The sequence below is a fragment of the Rubrobacter calidifluminis genome (assembly GCF_028617075.1).
Lineage (GTDB): Bacteria > Actinomycetota > Rubrobacteria > Rubrobacterales > Rubrobacteraceae > Rubrobacter_E > Rubrobacter_E calidifluminis.
This window is the reverse complement of the sequence record NZ_JAQKGV010000002.1, coordinates 57,924-71,656: the sequence shown is the minus strand read 5'-3', so window position 1 is coordinate 71,656 and position 13,733 is coordinate 57,924. Positions and strand designations below refer to the sequence as shown.

General features: G+C 65.8%; 10 protein-coding genes. 4 read left to right on the top strand and 6 right to left on the bottom strand.

Annotation, left to right across the window (positions count from 1 at the left end; all coding sequences use genetic code 11):
* The first annotated feature begins 118 nt into the window (after positions 1–118).
* From PJB24_RS02165 to PJB24_RS02155, 3 genes are read left to right on the top strand one after another with little or no spacing between them, the layout of a single operon-like run.
* Positions 119–328 carry a hypothetical protein gene (locus tag PJB24_RS02165; protein ID WP_273842182.1) on the top strand — a complete coding sequence of 70 codons (210 nt, stop codon included), beginning with the start codon at positions 119–121 and terminating at the stop codon, positions 326–328.
* Between the two features lie 3 nt (positions 329–331).
* Positions 332–2,263, top strand: coding sequence for a S9 family peptidase (locus tag PJB24_RS02160; RefSeq protein ID WP_273842181.1), 1,932 nt, complete (start codon positions 332–334; stop codon positions 2,261–2,263).
* A complete protein-coding gene (locus PJB24_RS02155) occupies positions 2,260–3,084 on the top strand; it encodes a class I SAM-dependent methyltransferase (RefSeq protein ID WP_273842179.1) in 825 nt (274 codons plus the stop codon). Before PJB24_RS02160 ends, PJB24_RS02155 begins: the two co-directional genes overlap by 4 nt.
* Here the strand turns inward: PJB24_RS02155 and PJB24_RS02150 are convergent.
* The 6 genes from PJB24_RS02150 to PJB24_RS02125 form a co-directional block, all read right to left on the bottom strand.
* Positions 3,081–3,557, bottom strand: coding sequence for a hypothetical protein (locus PJB24_RS02150; RefSeq protein WP_273842175.1), 477 nt, complete (start codon positions 3,555–3,557; stop codon positions 3,081–3,083). The two genes, PJB24_RS02155 and PJB24_RS02150, sit on opposite strands and share 4 nt — an antisense overlap.
* A 147-nt stretch (positions 3,558–3,704) precedes the next feature.
* Complete coding sequence (locus PJB24_RS02145) at positions 3,705–4,610, bottom strand: ABC transporter permease (protein ID WP_273842173.1); 906 nt, start codon at positions 4,608–4,610, stop codon at positions 3,705–3,707.
* Between the two features lies 1 nt (position 4,611).
* Entirely contained in the window at positions 4,612–5,613 is a 1,002-nt protein-coding gene (locus PJB24_RS02140; RefSeq protein ID WP_420541870.1) for an ABC transporter permease, read from the bottom strand.
* A gap of 30 nt (positions 5,614–5,643) precedes the next feature.
* A complete protein-coding gene (locus PJB24_RS02135) occupies positions 5,644–7,356 on the bottom strand; it encodes an ABC transporter substrate-binding protein (RefSeq protein ID WP_273842170.1) in 1,713 nt (570 codons plus the stop codon).
* Positions 7,357–7,459: 103 nt separating this feature from the next.
* Positions 7,460–8,152 (bottom strand): deoxyribonuclease V, encoded by a 693-nt coding sequence (gene nfi / locus PJB24_RS02130; RefSeq protein WP_273842169.1) that lies wholly within the window; start codon positions 8,150–8,152, stop codon positions 7,460–7,462.
* Between the two features lie 261 nt (positions 8,153–8,413).
* Positions 8,414–10,039 (bottom strand): molybdopterin-dependent oxidoreductase, encoded by a 1,626-nt coding sequence (locus PJB24_RS02125; RefSeq protein WP_273842168.1) that lies wholly within the window; start codon positions 10,037–10,039, stop codon positions 8,414–8,416.
* Between the two features lie 467 nt (positions 10,040–10,506).
* Here PJB24_RS02125 and ileS point away from each other — a divergent pair, with 467 nt between their 5' ends.
* Positions 10,507–13,704: an isoleucine--tRNA ligase gene (gene ileS, locus PJB24_RS02120; protein WP_273842167.1), complete on the top strand. Its 3,198-nt coding sequence runs from the start codon at positions 10,507–10,509 to the stop codon at positions 13,702–13,704.
* The last annotated feature ends 29 nt before the right edge of the window (positions 13,705–13,733 follow it).

Genomic DNA, 13,733 nt, shown 5'->3' with positions numbered 1-13,733 from the left:
GAAACCCTCACCCCCTTGAAGTGTCACCCTGATAGCCTCGTTGTTCCTTTAAAACCTCCGGGGAACGCTCCGGGTCGTAAAATCCTGCCTGAGAACGTCACTTCGGAGGTGTGAGTAGATGGCCATAGAGATGACGGGAGCGACGGTGGTCAACACGCGGGGCACGGTCGTCACCTTCCGCCAGAAGTGCGAGGAGTGCGGTTACGTCTTCGACTACAACAAGACGACGATAGTCCCGGCCTACGGCTCCAGGAAGGTCCGTCCGTTCACCTGCCCGCGGTGCGGCAACCGCCAGGAGGTCACGGCCCGCTACGTGCGTGAGGATTAGCGGATGGTCGCGCGCAGAACCGCCCCCTACGGTTCCTGGAGATCCCCCATCTCCGCAGAGATGGTCGCGAGTGGCAGCGTCGGGTTGGGCCAGACGGCGCTCGACGGCGGGGACATCTACTGGCTGGAGTCACGCCCGGAGGAGGGCGGCCGCAACGTGGTGGTGCGCCGCACGCCGGAGGGCCGAATGGAAGAGGTCGCACCCCAACCCTTCAACGCGCGTACGCGGGTGCACGAGTACGGCGGCGGCGACTTCGCAGTCCACGACGGGGTGGTCTACTTCTCCAACTTCTCGGACCAGCGCCTCTACCGCCAATCCCCCGGCGGAGAGCCGGAGCCCATCACCCCGGATTCCGCCCGGCGCTACGCGGACACGGTCGTGGATGCTCGCCGCGGCCTCCTCATCGCTGTTTGCGAGGACCACGAGGAGGCGGGCAGGGAACCGGAGAACCGGCTGGTCGCCATAGACCTCGAAGACGGCTCCGAGAGGGTGCTCGCCTCCGGCAACGACTTCTACTCCTCGCCCCGCCTGAGCCCGGACGGAACCCGGCTGGCCTGGCTCACATGGAACCACCCGAACATGCCCTGGGACGGCACGGAGCTGTGGGTGGCAAAGCTGGACGGAGACGGCTCGCCGAAAGACCCGGTGAGGCTCGCGGGCGGGGAGGAAGAGTCCATCTTCCAGCCGGAGTGGTCTCCGGAGGGGACACTCTGCTTCGTCTCGGATCGTACGGGCTGGTGGAACCTCTACCGGCTGACGGAAGGCGGAGTCGAACCCCTGTGCGAGATGGAGGCCGAGTTCGGGGTGCCGCAGTGGGTCTTCGGCACGTCCACCTACGCCTTCCTCTCCCCCACGACGATCGTCTGCAGCTACATAGAACGCGGCATCTCACACCTGGCCCGGCTCCACGTCGGCTCCGGCGGCCTGGAAGAGATAAAAACGCCCTATCAGTCGATCTCCCACGTACGCTCCGGGGATGCCGGGGTGGTCTTCATCGGCGGTTCGCCGACAGAGCCGCTCTCGGTCGTACGACTCGACCCCGCGACCGGGGGGCACGAGGTTCTGCGCCGCTCGAGCGAACTCGGGTTGGATCCCGCGTACATCTCCGTTCCGGAGCCGGTGGAGTTCCCGACCGGAGGGGGTCTCACGGCGCACGCCTTCTTCTACCCGCCGAAGAACGAGAGCTACGCCGCCCCCGAGGGGGAGCTGCCGCCGCTCGTCGTGAAGAGCCACGGGGGACCCACCTCGATGACCACCCCGACGCTGCGCCCGCAGATACAGTACTGGACCAGCCGCGGCATCGCGGTGCTCGACGTCAACTACGGCGGGAGCACGGGCTACGGGCGCGAGTACCGCCGCAGGCTCTACGGCAGGTGGGGGGTCGTGGACGTCGACGACTGCGTGAACGGAGCCCGATACCTGGCGGAGCGTGGCCTGGCCGACGCGGAACGCCTCATCATCACGGGCGGGAGCGCGGGCGGGTACACGACGCTCTGCGCGCTCACCTTCCGGGATACGTTCGGCGCCGGGGCGAGCTACTACGGGGTGAGCGACGCTGAAGCGCTCGCCAGAGAGACGCACAAGTTCGAGTCGCGTTACCTGGAGCACCTGATCGGACCATACCCGGAGAGGGCCGACCTTTACCGCGAGCGCTCCCCGATACACTTCACGGAGCGGCTCTCGTGCCCGGTGATCTTCTTCCAGGGTCTCGAGGACGAGGTCGTGCCCCCCAACCAGGCAGAGAGGATGGTCGAGGCGCTGAAGGAGAAGGGACTGCCGGTCGCCTACGTCCCCTTCGAGGGCGAACAGCACGGTTTCCGCCGGGCCGAAAACGTAAAGCGCGCGCTCGAGGGCGAGCTCTACTTCTACTCGCGCGTCTTCGGCTTCGACCTCGCCGATCCGGTCGAGCCCGTGCGCATCGAAAACCTGCCGTGAGCGGATCACACGAAAGGTGGCTGGAAGAAAACCGGGCCTTCTGGGACGAGAGGGTGCCGATACACCTTCGGAGCGGCTTCTACGACGTCGTCGGCTTCAGGGCCGGGCGTGACCCCCTGCCACCGTTCGAGATCGAAGAGGTCGGGGAAGTCGCGGGAAAGGACCTGCTCCATTTGCAGTGCCACTTCGGCCTCGACACCTTGAGCTGGGCCAGGCGCGGGGCGCGCGTGGTGGGGCTGGACTTCTCTCCCGCGGCGGTCGAGGCCGCGCGCAGCCTGGCCGCCGACACCGGGCTTGAAGCCGAGTTCGTCTGCGCGAACGTCTACGAGGCGGCGGAGGCGCTCGCCGGAAAGAGCTTCGACGTCGTCTACACCGGGATAGGCGCGCTGGACTGGCTGCCGGAACTGGGCCGCTGGGCGGAGGCAATCGTCGGTCTGCTCCGCCCCGGTGGCTTCCTCTACCTCGCCGAGTTCCACCCCATCACCTGGGTCTTCTCCGATGGAGACCTGACCGTAAGATACGACTATTTCCGAAAGGAGGGCGTCGTCTCCAACGAGCCGGGGACTTACGCGGATCCGGACGCACAGACCACCCACAATCGGATCCACGAGTGGAACCATCCGCTTGGTGAAGTGATCACCACTCTCATAGACGCCGGTCTGCGGCTGGAGATGCTCAACGAGCACGACCACACTCTCTTCAGGCGCTGGCCGTTTCTGGTAGAGACGGAGCCAGGCATCTACCGGCTGCCGGAGGGGATGCCTTCGCTGCCGCTCATGTACTCTCTCAGAGCAAGCCGGACAGCCACAGACCTCCGCTAGTCAGCCGACCTGAACCTGTCCTGCACCGAAGCCGGGAGCCCTGGTGGGAGCCGTCTGACGAGCAGGACCGAACGCCCGGCGTCCTCCTCGTACTCGCCCGCGCGCAGTTCCAGAAGCTCCGCGGCCCGACCGGCCGGCAGCTCCAGCCATCCCTCCCCTTCCACCTGCCGGTAGGCCTTCACGGCCCCGATGAACCCCCTGTCCAGCAGCTTCTCGTCGCCGCCGAGCTGGTTCTCATACTCCTCCGGGGTGTAAATAAGGATCTTGAGCTCCGCCTTCTCCTGCAGGGCCCCGACGCTCTTGTAGACCTCTATCGGGGAGGAGCCCGCGTGCGGGTCGGCCCGCCCGGGACGCTGCGGTTCGGCGCCCTCCACACCGCTCCCCTCCCGGCCCCTCGAACGCAGGAAACCTGCCGCGAAAAGCACGACGAGCACGACGACCAGTATCCCGACCGCGATCCAGGCCTTGGACACCGAAAAGCTGTTGCCGCCGCTCTGGAGTAAGGCGAGCAGGCTCCAGCATCCTGAAAATCCGGTATGCACTACAGTCATGGGCTTTATGATTCCCCCAAAGCCAGGAATTTATTCCTGAAGCCACCCTCGAGCCACGGGGTCGGCGTCCTAGCGCCGGTGGCGCGGGTCGAGGGCGTCCCGCAGGCCGTCGCCGATGAAGTTCACCGAAAGCACGGCGAGCGCTATGGCGATACCGGGGAAGAGTATGGCGTGCTGCCCCTCGACGAAGACCCCGTAACCGGACTGGAACGCCGAGGTGAGCATCGCCCCCCATTCCGGGGTGGGAGGCTGAGCCCCGAGCCCGAGGAAGGAGAGCGCGGCGATGTCCAGGATGGCGGTCGCGAGCGTGAGCGTCGCCTGCACGATCAGGGGCGCCATGCTGTTCGGCAGGATGGCCGCCCGGATTATGTGCAGATGCGAGGCGCCGAGGGCTCTTTCCGCCTCGACGTAGTCGCGCCCCCGGACGCTTATTACCGCCGAGCGCACCACCCGTGCTATCTGCGGCACGTAGACGATCCCGACCGCGAGCATCGCGTTGGTGAGCCCCTGCCCGAGGATCGAGACGACGACTATCGCGAGCAGGATGCTCGGGAAGGCGAGCAGGACGTCCATCAGGCGCATGAGCACGGAATCGGCCCAGCGTCCGGCGTATCCGGCCACGAGGCCGATGGTGGTACCGACCACGGTGGAGAAGGCAACCGCTGCGAGCCCGGCCGTGAGCGAGACGCGCGCCCCGTAGATGATGCGCGATAGGATGTCACGCCCGAGCTCATCCCTCCCCAGAGGATGTGCGAGGCTGGGGGGCGCGAACTTGGCCGTGAGATCCTGTGCGAGCGGGTCGTAGGGCGCGACCAGCGGCGCGAAGATCGCCGCCAGCACGAAGATGGTCATCACCACCGTCCCGAACAGCGCGAGCCGGTTGCTGAAGAAGACCCTCCGGAAATCCTTCGCCCGGCTGCGGGTCTCGACCCCGGCCGGCGAGAGGGCGACGTCGCGCTGGGCCTCCGCGGTCACCTTAATACCTCACCCTCGGGTCGAGGACCGCGTAGAGGACGTCCACGACCAGGTTCACCAGCACGAAGAGCGTCGCCCCATAGAGGACTACCCCCTGTATCATCGCGTAGTCCCTGCGGTAGACCGACTCGTAGGCTATCTGCCCGACCCCGGGCCAGGAGAATATGGTCTCGGTTATGATCGCTCCTCCCATCAAAAGCCCCACCTGGAGCCCGATCACGGTGATCGTGGGGAGCATGGCGTTCTTGAGGGCGTGCTTGAAGACGACGCTCCAGGGCATCAGCCCCTTGGCCCGCGCGGTGCGCACGTAGTCCTCGCCCAGAACCTCGAGCATGCTCGAGCGGGTCATCCGCATTATCGTGCCGAGGGGTATCGTCGCGAGCGCCGCCGCGGGCATCAGCAGGTGCAGAAAACCGTCCCGGAAAGCCCCGAAGTCGCCCGCCAGCAGAGAATCCACGAGCACGAGCCCGGTGACCTGCGGGATCGACTCCCCCGCCGAGAGTCGCCCCGGGAAAGGCAGCACATCCAGCTTGACCCCGAAGATGACTATCAGGATCATCGCGAGCCAGAAGATGGGCATGCTGATCCCGGTGAGCGCGAACACCGACGTGATCTTGTCCAGGAGCGAGTACTGCCTCACCGCAGCGATGACGCCTACCGGCACGCCTATCGCCACCGCGATCACCATCGCGAACAGCGTGAGCTCGAGCGTCGCCGGGAACCTCGCCGCCAGCTCCGCCGTCACCGGACGCCCCGTGACGATGGACTGCCCCAGATCCCCGTGGGCGGCGTTCTTCAGGAAGTCCACGTACTGGACGACGATGGGCTGGTCGAGCCCCATCTTGTGCCTGAGACGCACCACCTGGGCGTGCGTGGCGTTCTGCCCCAACAGGATCTGCGCCGGATCCCCCGGTATCGCCCGGACCATGAAGAACACCGCAGCAGATACCCCGAGCAGCACCGGGATGATCTGAAAGATCCTGCGGATTATGTAGACGGCCAGCCTCTACCTCCGAAAACCTGCACCTATACCTCAGAGTGATACAGTGTTGAGGGCCTCGCTCCCGGTCGGGCTCGGCCTGTAGCCGCTCACGTCCTTGCGGGCTCCTATGGGCGGTTTGGCGTAGGCTATCGGGGCCCAGGGGGCGTCCTGGTGCAGGATCTCCTGCGCCTTGTAGTAGACGCGCCGGCGCACGGCCGGGTCTATGCTCTGCTGGCCGGTCTTGAGCAGGCGGTCGACCTCGGGATTTTTGTAGTAGGCGACGTTGAGCGCGTCCTTCGGGGTGGCGCTCGAGCTGGAGAGCAGGACGTTGAGGAAGTTGTCCGGGTCGCCGTTGTCACCCGTCCAGCCGAGCAGACACATGTCGTGCTGTCCGCTGCTCGTCTTCTGCAGGTAGGTGCCCCACTCGTAGGTGACGAGTTTGGCGTTTATCCCGACCTTCTTGAGGTCGGACTGCATCGCCTGCGCTATGCCCTTGCCGTCCGGCATGTAGGGGCGTGGGATCGGCATGTACCACAGCTCGGTCTTGAACCCTCCAGCAAGCCCGGCTCTGGCGAGGAGCTTCTTCGCCCTCGCGGGGGAATAGGGGTAGGGCTTGATGCTCTTGTCGAAGTAGGGCACGGTGGGCGGGATGTAGGTCGAGGCCTGTTCTCCGGTGCTCCCGAAGAAAGCCTCGACGATCTTCGGCATGTTTATCGCCATGTTGACCGCCTGGCGAACTTCCCTCTTGTCGAAGGGCTTCTTCTGCAGGTTCATCGCCAGGTAGCCTATGTCGAGCGGCGGACGGAGTATGACCTTGAGGCTGCCGTTCTTCTTGAGGGTCGGGACGTCGTCGGGGTTGAGCCCATCGGCGATCGAGAGCTGCCCCCCGGAGAGAGCCGCCACCCGCGAGGTGTTGTCCGGGATGGAGCGTATGGCGAGCTTGTCGACCTTCGGGCCTCCCCCGCCCTTGGAGACCGGGTAGTCTTTGCCCCACCAGTCGGGGTTCTTCTTCAGGTCGACTTCCGAACCCCGGTTCCAGGAGACGAACTTGAAAGGCCCGGTCCCCACCGGGTGCTGCCAGAAGTTCTCGACGTCTTTCTTTATCGCTGTGGGCGAGGCGATGGCGAACTGGTGCATGGCTATGTTCCTGAGGAACGGCCCCTGCGGCTCGCGCAGCGTGAAGCGAACGGTGTAGGGATCCACCGCCTCTACCTTCTCGATGATCGACTTCTCATCGAAGCCGCCGAACTGCGAGCTGTAGTAGGCGAAGTTAGAGCTCTGCCCGCCGCCGCCCTTGTGGTAAGGGTTCTTGGTGTCCCTCCAGCGGTCGAAGTTGAAGACGACGGCGTCGGCGTTGAAGTCTGTCCCGTCGTGAAACTTCACGCCCTTGCGCAGCTTGAAGGTGTAGAGGCGCCCGCCGTTCTCCGGTTTCGGAACCTCGACCGCGAGCCAGGGTATGACGTCGGTGGTACCGGGCGCGAAGGCGAGCAGGCTGTCGAAGACCTGTGTGGTGACGCGGAAGGACTCTCCGTCGGTGGCGTTTATCGGGTCGAGGGAGACAGAGTCCGCGCCGCGGCCGTAGACGAGCACGTTCTTGCTCGAGGCGCCTCCGCTGGCCTGCTGGCCTCCGGCACCGCCCTGTATCTTCTTGCCCCCGCCGCAACCGGCCGCGCCAAGCAACGCCACCCCAACCAGCCCCGTTCCCCCGGCCTTTAGAAAATCCCGGCGGCTTACGGCGCGTTGCTCTTCTCCTCTGCCCCTCATCTAAGATCCCCTCCCGAGATCACAAGCAAACACGTGGAATCTTCAACCGATTCGAGTCGTAGCTTAGCATCGGCCGCAGCGGCTCGCCAGCAGCCCCTGGCCCTCAGAAGAGTGCCCCTGTTCCGCCTTCCCGGCGCAGCCGGTTCGCCGCGTTGTGGGCTTGCCTGGTGGGTTCGGGCAGCCGGTAGCGGGTGCAGCAGGCGAGGACCAGATCCACAGCGCTCTCGAGATCTATCTTGTTCCCGACCGAGACGAAGACGGGCGATACGCGGTCCCGAGTCCTGACGACCTTCCCCACCACCTCTCCCCGGTCCACAAGGGGGGAACTCTCGCCCCTGCGCGGCCCGGGCTCCTCGTATGTCCCGACGAGGCGGCTCTTGGCGCACCCAACGCTCGGCACGTCGAGGTAGAGCCCGAGGTTGGAGGCGAGCCCGAGCCTGCGGGGGTGCGCGATACCCTGGGCATCGAAGATGACAACATCGAGCGGCGTCTCTACCTTGCGCAGCGCCGCCGCGACCGATGGGATCTCCCTGAAAGCCAGGAGCCCCGGGATGTACGGAAACTCGAGCGGCCGGGCCTCCCCTTCGACCTCCACCACCTCGAGCTCAGGGAAGCTCAGGACGGCAACCGTGGCGTAGGCCATCCCATCCTGCGTGGAAACGTCCGCGCCGGCGACATACCGCACAGAACCGAGATCCAACGGCGGCCTACACACCACCCGCGGCGCAAGATCCTCCTGCAGCCGCCGCGCCTCAGACGGTGAGAGATCGAAACCGTATAACTCACCAACCCTCATCGGAGACATGATACCCCACAGAGCAAACCGATCCGGCCACAGGATCTGGAGGGGGGAAATGAAAAATCCTGCGGCCGGAATCCGGTCGACTGCCAATATACCGCTTCTTTGTTGCGTTTGGCTTTCGCAGAGGTTACAGTTCAGTTACGTAACAAAAATTTGTTATACAAAACTTAGCATATAGTTAGATATTTAACTCAAAGAATATCTCTTAGACTATACCTGAAGTACAGGGTTTGGGTTATACGGGTAGAGCCCCGGCTATGAGACGGAGACACGGATTGTGTGATAGCCGGTTGCACCGGATGGGTGGGGAGGAGATTGTCTGGGTGTCTGGGTTTTTCCGGTTCCGTCGGTGGCGCGCACCTGGAGGGTGTGGGAGCCTGGGGTAGCGTTCCAGTAGTAGACATACTGGCGCCAGGCGTCGGGGCTCAGGGAGCGGGCGAGCTTCGCCGCATGCCAGCTTCTGCCGCCGTCGGTCGAGACCTCGACCTTCGAGATACCGCGGTGTGGGGCCCAGGCGACGCCGCCTATGGGAACTTTTCCTGCTTCGAGGGTCTGGCCGTCCTTCACTGTGTCTATCCGGGACTGGGTTTTGATGGGGCCCTGCTTGGACCAGGTACGCCTGACCCAGTAAGCGTCGTAGCTCCAGCCTGTGAGTTCTATCTCGGTGAGCCACTTGGTGGCGGAGACGTAGCCGTAGAGGCCGGGGACGACGAGGCGCACCGGGTAGCCGTGCTTTACGGGGAGCTGGTCTCCGTCGAGGCCGAAAGCGACGAGCGCCCTGCGGCCGTCGAGGGCCAGGGCGGTCCTGAAGCCCGTCGTGAAGCCGTCCACGCTGCGGCCGACGAGCTGCTCCGAGGCACGGGTGATCTCATCCCGGCTCATGCCGGCTTCCTTGAGGATGTCGGAGAGGAGGACGCCGGTCCAGCGGCCGTTCGAGACGAGCCCGCCGCCGACCGGGTTCGAGACACAGCAGAGGGTGATGTCTGCCTCGATCGTGGGCATCTCGAGCAGCTCTTTGTAGGAGATCTCGAAGGGATTGTCCACCGCGCCCTTCACGCTGAGCTTCCAGGTATCGGCGTCGAGCCGGGGGGAGGAGAGCTCCGTGTCTATCAGGTAGAAGTCCCTGGGTGGGGTGATGAGCTCCGGCATCCCCTTCACCTCTATCGAGGCGGCCTTCGGAGGCGGCGGGAGCGTCTCGTGGAGGACGTCGCCGGCACCCTTTTTCGGGTTTCCTGCGGGAAGCTTCAGCCTGCGGGGACGGGGAGTCCGTAGGGAGGATGAGCCTCCGAGCAGGCGTCCCGCGCCGGCCAGCGCGAGTCCGGCCACGACGACGAGCCCGCTCGCCGCGAGGAAACCCCGCCGTCCGACCGAGACCTCCCTCTCCCCCGTCTGCCGGCTACGTCCGACGGGGAGCTCCCGGGCGGCGGTTAGCGCGCCGGGGTCCCGGCGAGGACTGCGCAGGATGAGGAGGGCCGCTGCGGAGCCGGCGGCGAGCGCCACCGCGGCGGTAAGGGCGACCGCGAGAAAAGAAGAGCCCGGTTCGGAAGAAGCCGAGAGCACGCCCACGGCCCCGAGGAGCAGCACACCGGCGAGTGATACCGGGGGGTTGCTCCGGCTCAGGTGCGCCAGCAGGGCGCAGACGGCGAGCGTGAGGAGCACCGTCGCCCCGATCAGGAACGCCACATCGGCGGTGCCGAGCGTCTCTATCGCCCCCGTCACCACCCTGCCGGGGGTGAGGCGGGCCACCTGCTGGGCGACCGAGACGACGAACGAAGGCACCGCCGGGGAGAGACCGTGCGCCAGCTCGGTCACGCCGAGGGCCAGCACGCCACTTGCGGCGCCGGCGAGCGCGCTCTTCGATGCATTACCTGACAGATTCATCAGCTCCTCAGAGGTGGGCAGGCACTACGGAATTTCTATCAGCGGTAACGAAAGGGGGCGGTGTTCCGGATCACCCGCCGCTCCTGCTTGACATACACTTTCCGGCAGGCTACAAAACTTCCTCGAAAGGCGACGACGGGAACGAGTAGGTCCGCCGTGTCCCGCAGGAGCGAGCCGGGGATGGTGGGAGCCCGGCGCGGGAGGCGTTCCGAAGATCCTCCCCGAGCCGCCGGCCCCAAAGCGAAGGGCATGGTCCCAGGCGTTAGTAGGGTCGGACGGGTCCGCCCGTTACAGCGGGAGGGTGTGGGAAGCACCCGCAGAGAGGTCGGGTGCCGCAAGGCAGCCGACAAGCAGGGTGGTACCGCGAGAGCGCGCTTCCGGGGCGGCTCCCGTCCCTGCGGCGGAGTGGAGGAGGCTCCGGCCGGGGGCGGGAGCCGGTCGTCTTCGAGAGAAGAAGAGGGGTACCCATGGCTTTCGAGAAGGTAGACCCGAAGGTGAGATTCCCGGAGCTGGAGAGGGAGATCCTCGAGTTCTGGGAGGAGGACGGCACGTTCGAGAAGTCCGTCGAGAGGAGGCCCGAGGACAGGAACTTCGTCTTCTACGAGGGACCACCGACGGCCAACGGCAGGCCCGGCTTCCACCACACGCTGGCCCGGTCGTTCAAGGATCTCATCCCCAGATACAAGACGATGCGGGGTTACAGGGTCGAGCGGAAGGGGGGGTGGGACTGCCACGGTCTGCCGGTGGAGATACAGGTCGAGAGGGAGCTCGGCATCTCGGGCAAAGCGCAGATAGAGGAGTACGGCGTCGAGGAGTTCAACCGTCTGTGCCGCGAGTCGGTCTTCCGCTACGTCGACGACTGGCAGAAGATGAGCTCGCGGATGGGCTTCTGGGTGGACATGGAGAACGCCTACAAGACGCTCGACGGCTCGTACATCGAGAGCGTGTGGTGGGCGCTGAAGACGTTGCACGAGAAGGGACTCCTCTACGAGGGTTACAAGGTCACCCCGCACTGCCCCCGGGATCAGGTCTCGCTCTCCTCGCACGAGGTCGCGCTCGGCTACCAGCAGTACCCGGATCCGGTCGAGGACCCGAGCGTCTACGTCCGGCTGCCGCTCGCCGACGAGGAGGGGACTAGCCTCCTCGTCTGGACCACCACCCCCTGGACGCTGGTCTCGAACGCCGCCGTGGCCGCCCACCCCGACGTCGAATACATAACTGCCGAGCGCGAGGGCGAACGCCTCATCCTGGCGAAAGAGCTGGCCGACGAGGTGCTCGGCGAGGGCACCTACACCGTCCTCGAGTCGAGGAAAGGCCGCAGGCTCGAGGGGCTGCGCTACACCAGGCCGTTCGACTACGTCGAGGTCGAGGAGAGCGAGAACCTCTGGACCGTCGTACTCGCGGATTACGTCACCACCACCGAGGGAACCGGGCTGGTGCACACCGCCCCGGCGTACGGCGAGGACGACGCGCGCACCGGGCAGCGCTACGGGCTGCCGACGATACACCCGGTAAAGCCGGACGGGACCTTCGACGAGAGGGTCGGGCCGTTTGCAGGGCAGTTCGTCAAGGACGCCGACGAGGGGCTCATCGAAGAGCTCCGGAAGAAGGAGCTGCTCTTCCGCTCCGGACGCTACGAGCACGCCTACCCGCACTGCTGGAGGTGCGGCTCGCCGCTCCTCTACTACGCCAAGAAGGCGTGGTACGCGAAGACTACGGCCGTGCTCGACGAGCTCCTGTCGGAGAACGAGAAGATCAACTGGGTCCCCGAGCACATAAAGTGGGGCCGCTTCGGGGACTGGCTCAAGAACAACGTCGACTGGGCGCTCTCCCGCGAGCGCTACTGGGGGACGCCGCTCCCGATCTGGCGCTGTGAGCGAGAACACGTGACGGTGGTGGGGAGCACGGAAGAGCTGCGCGCCCTGGCGAAGAATGAGGTTCCGGAAGACCTGCACCGCCCGTACATAGACCGGGTGGAGATCACGTGCCCGCAGTGCGGCGGGGTCTCCCGCCGGGTTCCCGAGGTACTCGACGTGTGGTTCGACTCGGGCTCGATGCCCTTCGCGCAGTGGGGATACCCGAAGAGCGGCCGGGAGGAGTTCGGGCGGCTCTTCCCTGCGGACTACATCTGCGAGGCCGTAGATCAGACGCGGGGCTGGTTCTACTCGCTGCTCGCCATCTCGACGATGCTCTTTGGGAGGAGTTCGTACAGGACGTGCCTGGTGCTCGGGATAATCCTGGACGCCCAGGGGCGCAAGATGAGCAAGTCGCTCGGCAACGTGATAGACCCCTGGGAGATCTTCGAGAAGCAGGGCGCCGACGCCCTGAGGTGGGCGCTCTACACCGCCTCCGCCCCCGGCAACACCCGGCGCTTCTCCGAGGAGCAGGTGGACGAGGCCGTCAGGAAGTACCTGCTGACGCTGTGGAACACCTACTCGTTCTTCGTCACCTACGCCCGCATCGACGGCTTCGATCCGATAAGAGACCGCGTCGCCCCCTCCGAGAGGAGCCTGCTCGACCGCTGGGTGCTCTCCGAGCTGCAGCTCACCGTCGAGCGGGTCACCGTGAGGCTCGACGACTACGACGCGACCTCGGCCGGGCGGGCGATCCAGGACTTCGTCGAGGAGCTCTCGAACTGGTACGTCAGGCGCAGCCGGCGGCGCTTCTGGAAGGGGGAGGACGACACGGACAAGAAGGCCGCGCACTCCACCCTCTACGAGTGTCTCGTGACCGTGGCGAAGCTCACCGCACCGTTCACCCCGTTCGTGGCCGAGGCCATCTACCGCAACCTGGTCGCCGGAGTAGACGACGAGGCCCCGGAGAGCGTGCACCTCGCCGACTGGCCGGAGGCGGACGAGGCCCTCGTAGACCGGGGGCTCTCCGAGAGGATGGCCGCCGCGCGCCGGGTCGTCACGCTCGGCCGGGCGGCGCGCAACGCCGCCGCGATCAAGACCCGACAGCCGCTGCGCGAGGTCGTGGTCGCGCCGGGAAGGGACGAAGAAGAACTGGTGCGCCGGGCGCTCGAGAGCCTGGGAGACATCGTGCTCGACGAGCTCAACGTGAAGGAACTGCGCATCGGACGGTCCGAAGAGATCGTCGCCTACGAGCTGCGCCCGAATCTCTCGGTGGTGGGGCCGAAATACGGCCGGCTCGTCCCGGAGATAAGGCGGGCGTTGGACGAGGCTCCGCCGGAGGTGCGGGAGCGGGCGGCCGCCGGTGAGGAAGTGAGCGTACGGGCCGGAGGACAGGAGATCACCCTCTACCCCGAGGAGCTGCTCGTCGAGCCCAAAGAGCGCGAAGGGTACTCGATGGCCCAGGAGAGAGGCCTCTCGGTCGCCGTCTCCACCCGGCTCGACAGAGAGCTCGAGGATGAGGGGCTGGTGCGCGAGCTCGTGCACAAGGTCCAGAACCTGAGGAGGGAGCTGGGCTTTGAGATAGAGGAGCAGATCTCGGTCACCCTCTCCGGGAGCCCGCGGGTGCTCGGTCTGCTCGGGGGACGCTGGCGGGAATACTTCGAGTCCGAGGTGCTCGCCCGGGAGCTCAACCTGCTGCCGCAGGAGCAGTACGGTGGAGAGCTCCTGGTGGCCGAAGGCGAAGAGGTCCGGGTGGAGCTGCAGAAACCGTCAGGAGAGGAGGCAGATACCAGTCTGGCAAAACGGGTATGATGTGTCCTGTGGCATAGACCGGCCCTTTG